Origin of the sequence: Pseudomonas brassicacearum, assembly GCF_003732175.1 — a bacterium.
In the GTDB taxonomy this organism is placed as follows: domain Bacteria; phylum Pseudomonadota; class Gammaproteobacteria; order Pseudomonadales; family Pseudomonadaceae; genus Aquipseudomonas; species Aquipseudomonas brassicacearum_G.
Window position 1 is genome coordinate 66,757 of the sequence record NZ_MOBI01000021.1, and the last position, 16,225, is coordinate 82,981.

Below are 16,225 nucleotides of genomic sequence, written 5' to 3' on the forward strand. Positions count from 1 at the left end.
GTTTGGGCGAACGCTTTTCAATCGGTCCATTAAAGGAAAGCAGTGGATCGAGGGGTTGTCCAATACGCCTTTGAGCTTCTCAGCGAGCTTTGCTGATGACGGCGGCTCGACGATCGACCAGTCGATGTGCCCGTGGGACGGTACGCAAGGTACCAAGGGTATGCCGCAACCATGACAGGTCATGGTGAGGTTTGCGCACGACAGATTTGTGTCGGGCCTTACCGATGAGGCTGGCAAAGACAGCGTTCAAGGCTTGTGCATCTTCAAAGCCTTTGAGTTTCTTCAGCAGTTTCCCGTTGCGATAGAACAACAGGGTGGGGGTACCCCTGACCTCGGGGTGACGGGGGCATTCGGCGGTATTCAACATGTAACAATCGGCGCGATCTTTATAGGCCTCGGCGGTCTCCCGAAAAATCGGCCCGGCAAACTCACAGGCGCAGCAGTGCGGATGACCGAAATACAGGACGACCGGGCGATAGTTTCTCAATGCCCGGAGGTATTGCGGTGCGAGCGAGTGGGGTGTCGAGCTCATTGAAGTCTTCCTTGTTCAGCAGCAAGACGAAGTGAAAGCGCGTGATAACGCTAATGCCGTCTGCAGGGGGCGTCTACTGTCAGAGTTGACAGGTACAGGGCGCTGACGTGTCTCGTTTTGAAGCGCACCTGACCTCAAATGTGGCCCCACTACCCGTGCCTGTAGCCAACGGTAGCGCTTGTGCGCTGCGTCGTTTGGTAACGCCTTTTTGTGCTTTCTCGTATCCCGTTGATTCGATTCATATTTCATTTGCCGTGGGATTTTCCTGTCGGGCTATGGCACACTTTCTGCTGTCTATTCCGTTGTTACATACCAAGTTCCGGTATAGCGGAATAAACATCATCCTGGAGTGCCCGTCATGCAGCGTCGACTTTCCTTGTTTACAGCGTGTGTTTTTCTCTTTGCGGCCACAGCCTCTGTCGTGGGCATTGCCCAGGCGGCGGACAGCAAGCTCGACAACGTGTTGAAGCGCGGGCATTTGATCGTGGGCACGGGCAGCACCAACGCGCCGTGGCACTTCCAGGGCGCGGACGGCAAATTGCAGGGCTTTGATATCGACATCGGGCGGATGGTCGCCAAGGGTTTGTTCAATGACCCGAGCAAGGTCGAGTTCGTGGTGCAGTCGTCGGATGCACGGATTCCCAATTTGCTGACCGACAAGGTCGACATGAGTTGCCAGTTCATTACCGTCACCGCCAGCCGTGCGCAGCAAGTGGCGTTCACCCTGCCGTACTACCGCGAAGGCGTTGGCCTGCTGTTGCCGGCCAACAGCAAGTACAAGGAAATCGAAGACCTGAAAGCGGCCGGCGACAGCGTCACCGTGGCGGTGCTGCAAAACGTCTATGCCGAAGAACTGGTGCACCAGGCGCTGCCCAAGGCCAAGGTTGACCAATATGACAGCGTCGACTTGATGTACCAGGCAGTCAACTCTGGCCGTGCCGATACAGCTGCCACCGATCAGTCTTCGGTCAAATACCTGATGGTGCAGAACCCTGGCCGCTATCGCAGCCCGACCTACGCCTGGAGCCCGCAAACCTATGCCTGTGCGGTCAAGCGCGGCGATCAGGACTGGCTGAACTTCGTCAATACCGTCTTGCATGAAGCGATGACCGGCGTTGAGTTCCCGACTTACGCGGCGTCCTTCAAACAGTGGTTCGGTGTCGATCTGCCTTCCCCAGAGATTGGCTTCCCCGTCGAATTCAAATGATCCCGTGAGAGTGGGGCGCCCCTGATGCGCCCCGCTCAAGGTACTGCTGACCATGAACTATCAGTTGAACTTTGCCGCCGTCTGGCGCGATTTCGACACCTTGCTGGCGGGGCTCGGCCTGGGTCTTGAACTGGCGTTGGTGTCGATCGCCATCGGTTGCGTGATCGGCCTGCTGATGGCGTTTGCTTTGCTCTCAAAGCACCGCACATTGCGGGTGCTGGCATCGGTGTACGTGACGGTGATCCGTAACACGCCGATTCTGGTGTTGATTCTGTTGATCTACTTTGCGCTACCGAGCCTGGGTATTCGGCTGGACAAACTCCCGTCGTTCATCATCACCCTGTCGTTGTATGCCGGGGCGTACCTGACCGAAGTGTTCCGCGGCGGGTTGTTGAGCATCCCTAAAGGCCTGCGTGAAGCCGGGCTGGCGATTGGTCTGGGGGAGTGGCAGGTGAAGGCCTACGTCACCGTGCCGGTGATGTTGCGCAACGTGTTGCCAGCGCTCTCGAACAACTTCATTTCGCTGTTCAAGGACACCTCGCTGGCGGCGGCGATTGCCGTGCCGGAGCTGACCTATTACGCGCGCAAGATCAACGTCGAAAGCTACCGGGTGATTGAAACCTGGCTGGTGACGACAGCGCTCTATGTTGCGGCCTGTTATCTCATCGCGATGCTGCTGCGTTACCTCGAGCAGCGTCTGGCGATTCGCCGTTAGGAGCGCCTCCATGTACGAGTCCCCAAGTTGGTTGCATGAGTTATGGGTCGCCCGCGACACCCTGTGGTCGGGCTTTTTGACCAGTGTGCAGTGCTCTGTCCTGGCGATCATGCTGGGCACCCTGATCGGCATCGTTGCCGGGCTGGTGCTGACCTACGGCACGGTATGGATGCGTGCACCGTTTCGTTTTTACGTCGACCTGATCCGTGGCACGCCGGTGTTTGTGCTGGTGCTGGCCTGCTTCTATATGGCGCCCGCGCTGGGTTGGCAGATCGATGCGTTCCAGGCCGGAGTGCTGGGGTTGACGCTGTTCTGCGGTTCGCACGTTGCCGAGATCGTTCGCGGTGCGTTGCAAGCATTACCACGTGGGCAGATGGAAGCGAGCAAGGCCATCGGCCTGACGTTTTATCAGGCCCTCGCTTACGTGCTGTTGCCCCAGGCGCTGCGGCAGATTTTGCCGACCTGGGTCAACTCATCGACCGAAATCGTCAAGGCCTCGACCTTGCTCTCGGTAATCGGTGTGGCCGAGTTGCTGCTGAGTACCCAGCAGATCATTGCGCGGACCTTCATGACCCTGGAGTTTTACCTGTTTGCCGGTTTTCTCTTTTTCATCATCAACTACGCCATCGAATTACTCGGCCGGCATATTGAAAAGCGGGTGGCCTTGCCATGATTCAAGCTCAAGTTTCGACACAGAACGCCAGCCAGGCCTTGCTGGATATTCGCGGTCTGCACAAGCAATACGGGCCGCTCGAAGTGCTCAAGGGCGTCGACCTGACCATGCAGCGTGGCAACGTGGTCACGTTGATCGGCTCCAGCGGCTCAGGCAAAACCACGCTGCTGCGCTGCGTGAACATGCTCGAAGAGTTCCAGGGCGGGCAGATCCTGCTCGATGGTGAGTCCATCGGTTACCACGAGGTCAACGGCAAGCGCGTGCGCCACTCGGAAAAAGTCATCGCCCAGCACCGGGCGATGACCGGCATGGCGTTCCAGCAGTTCAACCTGTTTCCGCATCTCACGGCGTTGCAGAACGTCACCCTTGGCCTGCTCAAAGTCAAAAAGCTGCACAAGGATGAAGCGGTGGTGCTGGCGGAAAAATGGCTGGAGCGTGTCGGCCTGCTGGAACGCCGCGACCACTATCCGGGTCAGTTGTCGGGTGGTCAGCAACAGCGCGTGGCGATTGCCCGGGCGATTGCGATGAACCCAAGCCTGATGTTGTTCGACGAAGTGACGTCGGCACTCGACCCGGAACTGGTCGGCGAAGTATTGAGCGTGATCAAGGGCCTGGCCGAGGATGGCATGACCATGCTGCTGGTGACCCACGAAATGCGTTTTGCCTTTGAGGTTTCGGACAAGATCGTTTTCATGAATCAGGGGCGTATCGAAGAGCAGGGGCCACCCAAGGATTTGTTCGAACGTCCGCAATCTCCGCGTTTGGCGGAATTTCTCAAGAACACTCGTTTTTAACATTCAATTTCAGATCAGGAGAAACACTCATGAGTATTACTCGTTACGGCGCCGGTAGCACCGCCGGTGGCGGCCAGCCTCGTCCTTTCGCCCGTGCGGTCGAAGCCGATGGCTGGTTGCATGTGTCTGGCCAGGTGCCGGCGGTGGATGGCGAAATCATTGCCGGCGGGATCGTCGAGCAGACTCACCAGACCATGCGCAACCTGATCGCGATCCTCGAAGAAGCCGGCTATGGCCTCGAAGACGTGGTGCGCACGGGCGTGTGGCTGGAAGATCCACGGGATTTCTGGAGCTTCAACAAAGTCTTTTCCGAATACTTCAGCCCGGAACACGCACCGGCCCGGGCCTGTGTGCAGGCGAACATGATGGTCGATTGCAAGGTCGAGATTGATTGTGTGGCGTACAAGAAAAAGGCCTGAACCGAGGTGCGCCCATCGCGAGCAGGCTCGCTCCCACAGGAGTTTGGTGGTGTGGCTGCAATCTGTGGCAGTACACAAATCCAATGTGGGAGCGAGCCTGCTCGCGATGGCGGCCTAACCGTCGCCATCTCACTCTGGTTAAACTCCCCGGCGAATTTGAATGGGAACCCACTGACATGACCGAAGACACCATCAAGCGCCGGGCCCGCGGTCTGGACCGGGCGTTCGATATTCTCGATTTCCTCAAGGAAGTCGGCCAGCCGCTGCGGCCGAACGATATTGCCAGCGGTATCGGCAGTCCGAAATCCACGGTTTACGAACTGGTCGCGTCCCTGCTTGAACGACGGATTCTCGAACCGGTGGGCAAGGAAGGTCACGTCTACCTTGGCCGGCAACTGTACTTTCTGGGGCAAGCGCATCTGCGTCATTTCGACCTGAGCCGCGAGGCCGATCACGCCTTGCAGGAAATCGTCAGCCAGACCCGCGAAACCGCGCAGATGTGCCTGCTCAACGGGCGCAAATATACGGTGGCGCTGATGAAGGAGGGCGAGCGGCATTTCCGCATTTCCTCGGACATTGGCGAGAACGCGCCGATCCCGTGGACCGCTTCCGGACGCTTGTTGCTGGCGCACTTGAGCGACCAGCAAATCATCGACCTGATCGATGAGGAAGACTTCATCCTGCCGGGCGGAGAACGTCTGCCGCTGGAGCGTTTTCTGGCGGAAATCCGTCAGGCCGGTATCGACGGATTCTTCTCCTTCGATAGCGTCGCCGACACCTTTACCCATTGCTTCGCCGCCCCGGTGAAAGACCCGAGCGGCGTCGCGATTGCGACCCTGTGCATTGTCGCCCCAAGGGCCGATGCGAAGAACAATTACAACGACTATCGCCGGGTGCTGATCGACAGCGCGAACAACCTGGCCCGTCGCATCAACGAATAACAGTGGCCGTTCGCGGCCGCGTGTGAGGAGTTAGAACATGCCTTCTGCCTTGAACATCGCCGCCGTAGAAAAGGGCGCCGGCCAACCCGGCGCCAATCTGGTGTGTGACGTCAGCCTGCCGGCGCTGGTGCTGCACCGCGAAGCGCTGGAGCACAACATTCGCTGGATGCAGGCATTCGTCAGCCACAGCGGTGCCGAGCTGGCGCCGCACGGCAAAACCAGCATGACCCCGTCGTTGTTTCGCCGCCAACTGGAGGCGGGCGCCTGGGGCATAACCCTGGCCACTGCGGTGCAGACTCGCGCCGCCTACGCCCATGGCGTGCGCCGGGTGTTGATGGCCAATCAGTTGGTGGGGGCGCCGAACATGGCGCTGATCGCCGAGTTGCTGGCAGATCCGGCATTCGACTTTTACTGCATGGTTGATCACCCGGACAACGTTGCCGACCTCGGGGCATTTTTCGCCGCGCGCGGCCTGCGCCTGAACGTGATGATCGAGTACGGCGTGGTCGGCGGCCGTTGCGGCTGCCGCAGCGAAGCCGAAGTGCTGGCATTGGCTGAGGCGATCAAGGCGCAGCCGGGGTTGGCGTTGACCGGTATTGAAGGTTACGAAGGGGTGATTCACGGCGACCAGGCGGTTAGCGGAATTCGCGAATTTGCTGCGTCTCTGGTGCGCCTCGCGGTGCAGTTGCAAGACAGCGGCGCTTTCGCCATCGCCAAGCCGATTATCACCGCGTCGGGTTCGGCCTGGTATGACCTGATCGCCGAGTCCTTCGAAGCCCAGAACGCTGCCGGACGTTTCCTCAGCGTGCTGCGCCCCGGTAGTTACGTGGCTCACGACCATGGCATCTACAAGGAAGCGCAATGCTGCGTGCTCGATCGTCGTAGCGACTTGCACGAAGGCCTGCGTCCGGCGCTGGAAGTCTGGGCGCATGTGCAGTCGTTGCCGGAGCCGGGGTTTGCGGTGATTGCCTTGGGCAAGCGCGACGTGGCCTATGACGCGGGGCTGCCGGTGCCGTTGCTGCGTTACCAGGCGGGTGTGCTGCCAGCGATCGGTGATGACGTCGGTGCCTGCAAAGTGACGGCGGTGATGGATCAGCATGCGTTCATGACGGTCGCGCCCGGGGTTCAGTTGCGCGTGGGCGACATCATCTCGTTCGGTACGTCTCACCCGTGCCTGACCTTCGACAAATGGCGCACTGGTTGCCTGGTGGATGAGCAGTTGAACGTCATCGAAAGCATGGAAACCTGTTTCTAGGTCCTCCACGTTCTCGTTCCCACGCTCTGCGTGGGAACGAGCCGCCACGGACGCTCCGCGTCCATTCGTGAGGTGACGCAGAGCGTCACAGGATGCATTCCCACGCAGAGCGTGGGAACGATCGACACACCAGAGAACCCACTAACATGAACACCCTCAGCAATCTCGGCACCGACACCCCGCGCATTGCGCTGATCGGCGAGTGCATGATCGAGTTGCAGCAGCGCGCCGATGGCAGTCTGCAACAGAGTTTTGGCGGCGATACCCTGAACACCGCGGTCTACCTGTCTCGTGAAATGGGCGATGGGGCCACGGTGGATTATGTCACCGCGTTGGGCGACGACAGTTTCAGCGATGCCATGTGTCAGAGCTGGTCCGAAGAAGGTATCGGCCTGGGCATGGTCCAGCGGCTGCCGGGACGTTTGCCCGGTTTGTACTGCATCCAGACCGATGCTTCGGGTGAACGTCGTTTCCTCTATTGGCGCAACGAAGCCGCCGTGCGCGATTGCTTTACCACGCCAGCGGCGGCACCGATTCTTGCGGCGCTACCGGATTACGATGTGCTGTATTTCAGTGGCATCACCCTGGCGGTGCTGGGCGAAGCAGGGCGCAAAAAGCTCATCGAGACACTGATCGAAGCCCGTCAGCGGGATGCGCGGATCGTTTTTGACAACAACTATCGGCCGCGTTTGTGGAGCAGCGTCGAACAGGCTCGGACGGCGTACCGCGAAGTCTTGCCCTATGTCGATCTGGCTCTGCTGACAGTGGACGATGAACAGGCGTTGTTCGGCTTTTCCGATGATGCGGCGGTGTTCGCGGCCTACGAGCAGATTGGTATACCGGAAGTGGTGCTCAAGCGCGGCGCCGAGCCGTGTCTGATTCGCTGTGGCGGTGAGTCGTTCGAGGTCCCGGCGCAACGCGTCGAGCGGGTAGTGGACACCACGGCGGCGGGGGATTCGTTCAGCGCAGCGTATCTGGCCAGTCGGCTCCGTGGCGCAAGCCCGGCCGAAGCCGCAGAGGCCGGGCATCGGTTGGCGAGCCGGGTGATCCAGGTGCCGGGGGCGTTGATCCCCAAAGATTGAGGTTCAATGGCCGCTTGCTGCGCAATCGGATCGCGAGCAAGCTCGCTCCCACATTGATTGCAGTCACACTACAAAACCTGTGGGAGCAGCCGGGCGACGTTCCGTTTGCTCGCGAAGAGGCCCTCAAGCCAATCCATCAATCGCGGTAAAACACCTGCACCAGGTGATAACCAAACTTGCTCTTGATCGGCCCATGTACGACACGCAGCGGTTTCTTGAAGATCACCGCGTCGATAGCGCCGACCATCTGCCCGGGCCGAACTTCGCCCAGATCACCCCCGCGTTTGCCGGACGGGCAGGTGGAAAACTTCTTGGCCAGCACATCAAAGGCTTCGCCCTTGGCGATGCGTTGTTTGAGCTGTTCGGCTTCTTCGGCGGTTTTCACCAGAATATGGCGGGCTTGAGCTTTCATTGGGGCAGTTACCTTGGAGCGGTGGTGGCGGCGGGGCGCGATTATGCCTCAAATCATCCGGTTCGGCGGATCATGTGGCGAATCTTGCCGGCCAGTTGTTCAAGGGTGAAGGGCTTGGCCAGCAGGTCCATGCCCTCGTCGAGAAAACCCTGACGTTCGGCGGCTTTTTCCGCGTAACCGGTCATGAACAGCACGTTGAGCCCAGGCCGATGCTGACGGGCGATTTCCGCCAGTTGCCGGCCATTCATACCGGGCAGGCCGACATCGGTCACCAGCAGATCGATGCGCAGGTCAGACTCCAGCAACGGCAGGGCGTTTTTTGCATCTTGCGCCTCATGAGTGATGTAGCCCAGTTCGTTCAGTACATTGAGCACCAGCATACGCACCGCAGGGTCGTCTTCGACCAGCACCACCGACTCACCCGCCGTCGCATAGGGGCTGCCCCGGCTGACTGCCGCCAGCGAGGTGTGCTGAGGCGCGTTGTGCAGGCGCGGCAAATACAGGCGCACCGTCGTGCCTTGTCCAGGCTCACTGCTGAGGGTCACATGGCCGCCGGATTGCTGGGCGAAGCCATAAATCATCGACAACCCCAGCCCGGTGCCCTGGCCGATAGGTTTGGTGGTGAAGAACGGATCGAAGGCCTTGGCCAATACGCGCGGAGTCATGCCGGTACCGTTGTCGCGTATGCCGAGCATTACATAGTCACCGGCCTTGACTGGCTCAAGGGTGCTGATGTCGTTGCCATCGAGGTAGCTATTGGCGGTTTCAATCACCAGCTCGCCGCCCTCAGGCATCGCGTCGCGGGCGTTGATCACCAGGTTGAGCAGGGCGTTTTCCAGTTGGTTGGCATCGGTGTTGACCGGCCAGACTTCAGGTGCCAGCTGAAACTTCAGCTCGATATGCTCGCCCTTGGTGCGGCGCAACAGCTCTTCGAGAGAATGCACCAGCGTGTTGGGCTCAAGCGGTCGACGGTCCAGTGATTGTCGGCGCGAGAATGCCAGCAGTCGGTGAGTCAGCGCGGCTGCCCGGTTGGCTGACGACACGGCCGCATCGGCAAAGCGGCCGATCTCATCGCTACGCCCATCGGCGATATAGCGCTGCATCAGGTCCAGGCTGCCAATAATCCCGGTCAGCATGTTGTTGAAGTCGTGGGCAATACCACCCGTGAGTTGGCCGACGGCTTCCATTTTTTGGGCATGACGCAACGCATCTTCGGCGCGTTCACGCTCAAACATTTCGTTTTGCAGGCGATGGTTTGCTTCAGCCAGTGCCTTGGTGCGTGTGTCGACCCGTTCTTCCAGCGTCTCGTTGAGGTTGCGCAAGGCTTCCTCGGTCTGTTTACGCTCGGTTTCGTCGATCACGAAAATGTAGAACCCATTGACTGCGCCGTCAGAACCAAAGCGTGGCAGGTACTTCATCAGTGCATAACGCGGTCGGCCGTCGCGGTGTGGTGAATAGGCCTCGAAACTGCAGGCTTTGCCCGCCAGCGCGGCGCTGATGTGCTCGACGCGGGTGGCATAGAGTTCGTCGCCGAGAATTTCGCGAATGGTTTTGCCGTACAGCTCCTGCGGGGTCATGCCGTACCAGTCCAGGTACGCGCTGTTGTTCAGGCGAAAGCGTTGTTCATGATCGACATAACCGATCAGCACCGGCATGGCGTTGATGATCAGCTGCAGCTCGGTCTGGCTTTGCCGTAACGCCTGTTCGGTGTGCTTGCGCTCGGTCAGGTCCAGTGCGGCACCGAGAAAACGCAGGGGGCGACCGTGGTGATCCTTGTAACAGCGGCCTCGGGCAAAGACCCAGCGCACTTCGCCACTGGCTTGCAGCAGTCGGTATTCCTCGGCGTATTCGCTGCCATGGGCGATGCAATGCTTGATGCTGCGGGCGACCATGGCCCGGTCTTCCGGGTGCACGCCGTTGAGGTATTCGGTGATGGGCAGTTGGCTGGCGAGTGCCGGATCAACACTGTGCAACTGGGCGAAATGGGCATCGGCAATAAAGCGATCTTCGCCGATATCCCAGTCCCAGGTGCCCACCGCGTCGGTGGCGGCGAGGGCCAATTGCAGACGCTCTTCGGTTTCGTGCTGGGCCTTGAGACTGGCCTCCGAGCGTTGTTTGAGCTCCAGGGCGATGCGTCGGCGCTCATTGGTTTCGATCGCAGTGACCAGGATCCCGGACACCTGCCCATGTTCGTCACGAATCGGGCTGTAGGTCAGGTCCAGCCAGAAGTCCGATTCACCGCCATCGCGTTGCAGGCTGAAACGCTGCTCGCTGTAGGAACGCACTTGGCCTTGTAGGACAGCGCTATAAATAGGCGCCGTGAAATCCTTAAGTTCTGGCCATGTCTGGTGCGTGGGTTGTCCGAAAGCCTGCGGATGCTTGTTGCCGGCCAGCAGCGCAAAGCCGTCATTGTAGATCTGCGAGAGCTCTGGTCCCCATAACAACAGCATGGGCATGGGCGAGTGAATCACGATGTCCACGGCGGTGCGCAGGCTCTGCGGCCAGTGGCTGGCAGAGCCCAGCGGGCTTTGTGCCCAGTCGAGTCGGGCAATCAAGGCCTGGGCGTCGCCGCCGGTAGGGGATCCGTTCATTGGGGTTCCTGCATCATGTCCGTGCTACATGTCTGTACTGGGGCATCTACTATTCTTCGAAGGAGTAGACGCTTGGACGCGTGAAAAGTGGCGTGCCTTGGCAATTTTCGTTCAATGGAAGGCTCAAGGGATATTTTTTTGCCATGGAAATTCACTCGCTGCTAAGAATGCTGGCCAGCCAGGATGGCTCCGATCTTTACCTGTCGACTGGCGCACCGCCTACCGGGCGCTTCAAGGGGACACTTCGAACACTGGCCCACGAAGTGTTCAAGCCCGGCGAGATCGCCCGGATTGCCGAGACCCTTATGGACGTCGAACAGCGTGCAGAGTTCGACCGCGAGCTGGAAATGAACCTGGCGGTTTCTCTGGTTGGAGTCGGGCGCTTTCGCGTCAACATCTTCAAGCAGCGCAATGACGTATCGATCGTGGCGCGCAATATCAAACTCGATATCCCGCGCTTTGAAGACCTTAAACTACCGGCCGTGTTGCTTGAGACGGTGATGCTCAAGCAGGGGCTGATGCTGTTTGTCGGCGCCACGGATTCGGGCAAGTCGACATCGCTGGCAGCGTTGATCGATTACCGCAATCGCCACAGCAGCGGGCACATCATCACCATCGAAGACCCGGTGGAGTATATCCATAGCCATCAACAGTCGATCATCAACCAGCGTGAGGTGGGCGTCGATACGCGCAGTTTTCATGCCGCCTTGAAGAACACCCTGCGTCAGGCCCCGGATGTGGTGCTGATCGGCGAAATCCGCGATCGCGAAACCATGGAGCATGCATTGGCATTCGCCGACACCGGGCACCTGGTGCTCTCCACCTTGCACGCCCACAACGCCAATCAGGCGCTGGACCGGATCATCAACTTTTTCCCGGAAGAACGCCGTGGGCAGTTGCTCAATGATTTGGGTAACAACCTCAAGGCCTTCGTTTCCCAACGCCTGGTACGCACTCGCGATGGACAGCGCCGGGCGGCGGTGGAGGTGATGCTGGGTACGCCAACCATTGGCGATCTGATACGGCGCAATGAGCTTCACCAGCTCAAGGAGATCATGGAAAAGTCGGCAGAGTCGGGAATGAAGACGTTTGATACGGCGTTGTTCGATTTGGTTGTCGAGGGCGCGATCGATGAGGAGGAGGCGTTGAAATTCGCCGACTCGGTGAATAACTTGCGCTTGCGCCTGAAGTTGCACGCGGACAATGTACCGAATGCCGAACCCCCATCCACCGAAACCGGTGAATGGGGGCTGATGGATTGACATCCCCCTACGCGGGTTTTCAGTTCGCCAGCTCCGGTCGATTCCGAAATTGCTCCAGCGCTTCAGGGTTGGCCAGTGCATCGGTGTTTTTCACAGGCAGGCCGTGCACGACATTTCTGACGGCCAGCTCGACAACCTTGCCGCTGATGGTTCGCGGTATATCCGTCACCGCCACGATCTTCGCCGGCACATGCCGAGGCGTGGTATTGGCGCGGATGACCTGGCGAATCTGCTGCTCAAGGTTGTCGTCCAGTGTCACGCCGTCACGCAGTCGCACGAACAACACCACGCGCACGTCATCCTGCCATTGCTGGCCGATGGCGACCGAGTCCAGTACCTGATGGACTTTTTCCACCTGACGGTAGATTTCCGCGGTGCCGATGCGTACGCCACCGGGGTTGAGTACCGCGTCGGAGCGCCCGTGGATCAGCCAGCTGCCATTGGGTCGTTGTTCGGCGTAGTCACCCTGAGCCCAGACGCCCGGAAACTGGCTGAAATACGACGCGCGGAGTTTTTCCTGCTGCGGGTCGTTCCACAGGCCGATCGGCATCGCCGGGAAGTGCCGGGTGCAGACCAACTCGCCTTTTTCACCGATCACCGGCTGACCTGCCTCATTCCAGACTTCAACGGCCATGCCCAGGCCCTTGCACTGCATCTCGCCACGGCGTACCGGCAGGACCGGATTGCCGGCGATGAAGCAGGAAATGATGTCAGTACCGCCGGACATCGACGATAGGCATAACTCGCCTTTGATCTCGCGATAAACGTAATCATAGCTTTGCGGCGACAGTGCCGAGCCGGTCGAGAGCAGGGCTTTCAGGCTGCCCAGGTCGTGGCTGAGGCGCGGTTGGATCTCATTGCTTTCAAGGGTCGCGAGGTATTTTGGGCTGGTGCCGAAGACACTGATGGCTTCGCTGTCGATCAGGTCGATCAAGCGTTGCGGGCCGGGGTGGAAAGGTGAGCCGTCGTACAGCACCACGCTGCTGCCGACCGCCAATGCCGAGACCAGCCAGTTCCACATCATCCAGCCACAGGTGGTGTAGTAGAACAGTCGGTCGTCAGGCCCGAGGTCGACGTGCAAGCCGTGTTCCTTGACGTGTTGCAGCAGCACGCCACCGACGCTGTGAATGATGCATTTCGGCACGCCAGTGGTGCCGCTGGAGTAAAGAATGTACAGCGGATGCGCGAAGGGCACCGCGACGAACCCGGGCTCGCCGCCTGGGCGATAAAAGCTGTCCCACAACGCAACATTGGCTTGGGTTTTGTAGTCGTCAACGCGGGCCTGTGGTCGGGCATAAGGCACGATGATCAGTTGCTGCAGCGATGGCAGGCGTTCGAGGATTTCGTTGACCTTGATCGTCTGGTCGATCTCCTTGCCGGCGTAGCGATAACCGGCGCAGGTGATCAGTACTTTCGGTTCGATCTGGCCGAAGCGGTCGACTACTCCATGCGTACCGAAATCCGGTGACGAGCAGGACCAGGTCGCTCCCAGACTGGTGGTCGCGAGCATGCCTACCAGGGTCTGCCAGGTGTTCGGCATGCAGGCCGCGACTCGATCACCCAGGCCGACACCAGCGGCTCTCAGGCTTTTTTGCAGGCCGGCGACGTGCTCGGCCAATTCACAGTAGCTCAAGGTTTCGCGCTGGCCATTCTCGGCGATGGCAATCACGGCGGTTGTGTTATCGCGACGACGCAGCAGGTGTTCGGCGAAGTTCAACGTGGCGCCGGGAAACCACTCGGCGCTGGGCATCTGCGGGCCTTCACGCAGCACCGTGCTCGCTGGCTGGTGAAACTTGATCTCGAAAAAGTCGACGATGGCCTGCCAGAAGTCTTCGCGTCGATCGATGCTCCATTGATGCAGAGCGGGATAGTCCGCGAGTGTCAGGTTGTACCGCTGATTGCTGAAGCGCCGGAAGGCATCCATACGGGTTTTGCCGATGCGTTCGGCGCTGGGTTGCCAAAGAACTGCTGACATGGCTTGCCTCTTTCTTTATGACTGCACATACGCTTGTCGGATCGTTCCCACGCAGAGCATGGGAACGATCATCAATCATCATCAGTAAAGGCTACTGCGCCAGCCAGCCACCATCAATATTCCACGCCGCGCCACGCACTTGGCTGCCGGCTTCACTGCACAGGAACAGCACCAGTTCACCCAGTTGTGAAGGTGTCACAAACTCCAGCGACGGTTGCTTCTCGGCGAGTAAATCATGTTGTGCTTGTTGTGGGTCGACCCCGGCGGCGGCGCGGTCGTCTATCTGTTTCTGCACCAGCGGCGTCAGTACCCAGCCGGGGCAGATGGCGTTGCAGGTGACGTTGCTGGTGGCGGTTTCCAGGCCGACCACTTTGGTCAGGCCGATCACCCCGTGCTTGGCGGCGACGTAGGCAGCCTTGCCCACCGAGCCGACCTGGCCGTGTACTGAGGCGATGTTTACGATCCGTCCCCAACCTTTGGCGCGCATGCCTGGCAGGCTGAGACGAGTGCTGTGGAAGACCGACGACAGGTTGATCGCAATGATCGAATCCCAACGTTCCACGGGAAAGTCTTCCACCGCAGACACGTGCTGTATGCCCGCGTTGTTTACCAGAATATCGACGCCGCCGAACTCACGCTCGGCGTAGGCGATCATCTCGGCAATTTGCGCGGGGTCACTGACGTCGGCCGGGTGATGGCCGACCTTGCCGCCAAACTGCTGCACCTGCGCGATGACTGTGGAGGCATCGCCGAAACCATTGAGGATCAGGTTGGCGCCGGCCTTGGCCAGGCTCAGCGCGATGCCCAGACCGATGCCGCTGGTGGAGCCGGTGACCAGTGCGGTTTTGCCCGAAAGAGTTGTCATGAATGCCTCACACAATGCCGGTGGCGTAGAAAGTGCCGATGACTACGAAGACCGCCAGGGTCTTGATCAGCGTAATACAGAAAATGTCTTTATAGGCTTCGCGGTGGGTCAGGCCCGTCACCGCGAGCAAGGTAATGACGGCGCCGTTGTGCGGCAGGGTGTCCATGCCGCCACTGGCCATGGCTGCGACCCGGTGCAGCACTTCCAGCGGAATGTTCGCCGCATGGGCTGCCGCGATGAAGTCATTGGCCATCGCCGCCAGGGCGATGCTCATGCCTCCCGAGGCCGAACCGGTGATACCCGCCAGCAGGGTCACGGTGATCGCTTCATTGACCAGCGGGTTGGGGATGCTTTTGAGCCAGTCGGCCAGTACCAGGAAGCCGGGCAAGGAGGCGATGACCGCGCCAAAACCGTATTCCGATGCGGTGTTCATCGCCGCCAGCAAGGCGCCACCGACCGCGCTTCTGCTGCCCTCGGCGAGCTTGCCGCGGATCGCCTGGAAGCCGAACACCAGCACCATGATGATGCCGACCAGCAACGCGGCCTGGACCGCCCAGATGGCGGTGAGCTTGGCGATTTCGGTGGTCACCGGCGCAGCCATGCCCGGCAGGCTCAGGCTATGGGTCTTGCCGTACCACAGCGGAATCCAGTGGGTGAACAGCAGGTTCATGACGCCCACCAGCAGCAACGGCGAGAGCGCGATCCACGGGTTCGGCAGCTTCACGTCTTCGGCGGTTTCCGGCTCGTTGCGCAGCTCTGTGCCGTAGCCTTCGCCATTGCGCTGGGCTTTGTTGCGCTGACGCTGGAGGAACAGCATGCCGGCGCAAAACACGAAGATCGTGCCGATCAAACCTAGCCACGGCGCGGCCCAGGCGGTGGTGTTGAAGAAGGTGCTGGGGATGATGTTCTGGATTTGCGGGGTGCCGGGCAGGGCGTCCATGGTGAAGGAAAACGCGCCGAGGGCGATGGTCGCCGGGATCAGCCGTTTCGGGATATCGCTCTGACGGAACATCTCCGCGGCAAACGGATACACCGCGAACACCACGACGAACAACGACACGCCGCCGTAGGTGAGCAGGGCGCAGACCAGCACGATCACCAGCATCGCCTGGCGCGTGCCGAGCAGACGAATCGCTGCGGCGACGATCGAACGCGAGAAGCCCGACAACTCGATCAGCTTGCCGAACACCGCGCCGAGCAGGAACACCGGGAAGTACAGTTTGACGAATCCGACCATTTTCTCCATGAACACGCCAGTGAAGGCGGGCGCAACGGCAGAAGGGTCAGTGAGCAGGACCGCGCCAAGGGCGGCAATCGGAGCGAAGAGAATGACGCTGTAGCCACGGTAAGCAGCCAGCATCAGCAGCGCGAGGGCTGCCAAGGCAATGATCACACTCATGGTGTGTCTCCTGGATTGTTATTTTTTTTGGTGGATCTTTTGTCGGAGAGGGCGTTAGCGAGTTTCGTGCCATTAAAGCAACTAGCTGAAATATAAGGATATT

15 protein-coding genes are annotated in these 16,225 nt (G+C 59.8%); 9 read left to right on the forward strand and 6 right to left on the reverse strand.

Annotation, left to right across the window (positions count from 1 at the left end; translation table 11 throughout):
• Positions 1 to 79 precede the first annotated feature (79 nt).
• Complete coding sequence (locus BK658_RS20195; RefSeq protein WP_123583845.1) at positions 80 to 532, reverse strand: thioredoxin family protein; 453 nt, start codon at positions 530 to 532, stop codon at positions 80 to 82.
• Positions 533 to 890: 358 nt separating this feature from the next.
• Between BK658_RS20195 and BK658_RS20200 the strand changes: the two genes are divergently transcribed.
• The 8 genes from BK658_RS20200 to BK658_RS20235 all read left to right on the forward strand — a co-directional run bounded on the left by BK658_RS20200 (position 891) and on the right by BK658_RS20235 (position 7,618).
• Positions 891 to 1,739: a transporter substrate-binding domain-containing protein gene (locus BK658_RS20200; RefSeq protein WP_123583846.1), complete on the forward strand. Its 849-nt coding sequence runs from the start codon at positions 891 to 893 to the stop codon at positions 1,737 to 1,739.
• A gap of 52 nt (positions 1,740 to 1,791) precedes the next feature.
• A complete protein-coding gene (locus BK658_RS20205; RefSeq protein WP_123583847.1) occupies positions 1,792 to 2,454 on the forward strand; it encodes an amino acid ABC transporter permease in 663 nt (220 codons plus the stop codon).
• Between the two features lie 10 nt (positions 2,455 to 2,464).
• Positions 2,465 to 3,127 carry an amino acid ABC transporter permease gene (locus tag BK658_RS20210; RefSeq protein WP_123583848.1) on the forward strand — a complete coding sequence of 221 codons (663 nt, stop codon included), beginning with the start codon at positions 2,465 to 2,467 and terminating at the stop codon, positions 3,125 to 3,127.
• The gene (locus BK658_RS20215; RefSeq protein ID WP_123583849.1) at positions 3,124 to 3,921 is read left to right on the forward strand and encodes an amino acid ABC transporter ATP-binding protein; all 798 of its coding nucleotides are present in this window, start codon (positions 3,124 to 3,126) and stop codon (positions 3,919 to 3,921) included. The genes BK658_RS20210 and BK658_RS20215 overlap by 4 nt, the downstream gene beginning before the upstream one ends.
• A 29-nt stretch (positions 3,922 to 3,950) precedes the next feature.
• Positions 3,951 to 4,340 carry a RidA family protein gene (locus BK658_RS20220; RefSeq protein WP_123583850.1) on the forward strand — a complete coding sequence of 130 codons (390 nt, stop codon included), beginning with the start codon at positions 3,951 to 3,953 and terminating at the stop codon, positions 4,338 to 4,340.
• Positions 4,341 to 4,516: 176 nt separating this feature from the next.
• A complete protein-coding gene (locus tag BK658_RS20225; protein WP_123583851.1) occupies positions 4,517 to 5,281 on the forward strand; it encodes an IclR family transcriptional regulator in 765 nt (254 codons plus the stop codon).
• A gap of 37 nt (positions 5,282 to 5,318) precedes the next feature.
• Positions 5,319 to 6,536, forward strand: a complete 1,218-nt coding sequence (locus tag BK658_RS20230; RefSeq protein WP_123583852.1) for an amino acid deaminase — start codon at positions 5,319 to 5,321, stop codon at positions 6,534 to 6,536.
• Positions 6,537 to 6,682: 146 nt separating this feature from the next.
• A complete protein-coding gene (locus tag BK658_RS20235) occupies positions 6,683 to 7,618 on the forward strand; it encodes a sugar kinase (protein ID WP_123583853.1) in 936 nt (311 codons plus the stop codon).
• A gap of 136 nt (positions 7,619 to 7,754) precedes the next feature.
• Here the strand turns inward: BK658_RS20235 and BK658_RS20240 are convergent, their stop codons facing one another.
• Positions 7,755 to 8,030 (reverse strand): peptidylprolyl isomerase, encoded by a 276-nt coding sequence (locus tag BK658_RS20240; protein ID WP_123583854.1) that lies wholly within the window; start codon positions 8,028 to 8,030, stop codon positions 7,755 to 7,757.
• 53 nt (positions 8,031 to 8,083) lie between these two features.
• The gene (locus BK658_RS20245; RefSeq protein WP_123583855.1) at positions 8,084 to 10,621 is read right to left on the reverse strand and encodes a PAS domain-containing hybrid sensor histidine kinase/response regulator; all 2,538 of its coding nucleotides are present in this window, start codon (positions 10,619 to 10,621) and stop codon (positions 8,084 to 8,086) included.
• Between the two features lie 143 nt (positions 10,622 to 10,764).
• Here BK658_RS20245 and BK658_RS20250 point away from each other — a divergent pair, with 143 nt between their 5' ends.
• Entirely contained in the window at positions 10,765 to 11,883 is a 1,119-nt protein-coding gene (locus BK658_RS20250; protein ID WP_123583856.1) for a PilT/PilU family type 4a pilus ATPase, read from the forward strand.
• A gap of 19 nt (positions 11,884 to 11,902) precedes the next feature.
• Here the strand turns inward: BK658_RS20250 and BK658_RS20255 are convergent, their stop codons facing one another.
• From BK658_RS20255 to BK658_RS20265, 3 genes are all read right to left on the reverse strand, one after another.
• Entirely contained in the window at positions 11,903 to 13,858 is a 1,956-nt protein-coding gene (locus BK658_RS20255) for an acetoacetate--CoA ligase (protein ID WP_123583857.1), read from the reverse strand.
• Positions 13,859 to 13,949: 91 nt separating this feature from the next.
• A complete protein-coding gene (locus BK658_RS20260; protein ID WP_123583858.1) occupies positions 13,950 to 14,723 on the reverse strand; it encodes a 3-hydroxybutyrate dehydrogenase in 774 nt (257 codons plus the stop codon).
• 7 nt (positions 14,724 to 14,730) lie between these two features.
• A complete protein-coding gene (locus tag BK658_RS20265; protein WP_123583859.1) occupies positions 14,731 to 16,122 on the reverse strand; it encodes a GntP family permease in 1,392 nt (463 codons plus the stop codon).
• Positions 16,123 to 16,225 lie beyond the last annotated feature (103 nt).

Bases quoted from the DNA above. Each gene is read 5' to 3' on its own strand.
- BK658_RS20195 (WP_123583845.1), bottom strand. From the start codon at position 532: ATGAGCTCGACACCCCACTCGCTCGCACCGCAATACCTCCGGGCATTG.
- BK658_RS20200 (WP_123583846.1), top strand. From the start codon at position 891: ATGCAGCGTCGACTTTCCTTGTTTACAGCGTGTGTTTTTCTCTTTGCG.
- BK658_RS20205 (WP_123583847.1), top strand. From the start codon at position 1,792: ATGAACTATCAGTTGAACTTTGCCGCCGTCTGGCGCGATTTCGACACC.
- BK658_RS20210 (WP_123583848.1), top strand. From the start codon at position 2,465: ATGTACGAGTCCCCAAGTTGGTTGCATGAGTTATGGGTCGCCCGCGAC.
- BK658_RS20215 (WP_123583849.1), top strand. From the start codon at position 3,124: ATGATTCAAGCTCAAGTTTCGACACAGAACGCCAGCCAGGCCTTGCTG.
- BK658_RS20220 (WP_123583850.1), top strand. From the start codon at position 3,951: ATGAGTATTACTCGTTACGGCGCCGGTAGCACCGCCGGTGGCGGCCAG.
- BK658_RS20225 (WP_123583851.1), top strand. From the start codon at position 4,517: ATGACCGAAGACACCATCAAGCGCCGGGCCCGCGGTCTGGACCGGGCG.
- BK658_RS20230 (WP_123583852.1), top strand. From the start codon at position 5,319: ATGCCTTCTGCCTTGAACATCGCCGCCGTAGAAAAGGGCGCCGGCCAA.
- BK658_RS20235 (WP_123583853.1), top strand. From the start codon at position 6,683: ATGAACACCCTCAGCAATCTCGGCACCGACACCCCGCGCATTGCGCTG.
- BK658_RS20240 (WP_123583854.1), bottom strand. From the start codon at position 8,030: ATGAAAGCTCAAGCCCGCCATATTCTGGTGAAAACCGCCGAAGAAGCC.
- BK658_RS20245 (WP_123583855.1), bottom strand. From the start codon at position 10,621: ATGAACGGATCCCCTACCGGCGGCGACGCCCAGGCCTTGATTGCCCGA.
- BK658_RS20250 (WP_123583856.1), top strand. From the start codon at position 10,765: ATGGAAATTCACTCGCTGCTAAGAATGCTGGCCAGCCAGGATGGCTCC.
- BK658_RS20255 (WP_123583857.1), bottom strand. From the start codon at position 13,858: ATGTCAGCAGTTCTTTGGCAACCCAGCGCCGAACGCATCGGCAAAACC.
- BK658_RS20260 (WP_123583858.1), bottom strand. From the start codon at position 14,723: ATGACAACTCTTTCGGGCAAAACCGCACTGGTCACCGGCTCCACCAGC.
- BK658_RS20265 (WP_123583859.1), bottom strand. From the start codon at position 16,122: ATGAGTGTGATCATTGCCTTGGCAGCCCTCGCGCTGCTGATGCTGGCT.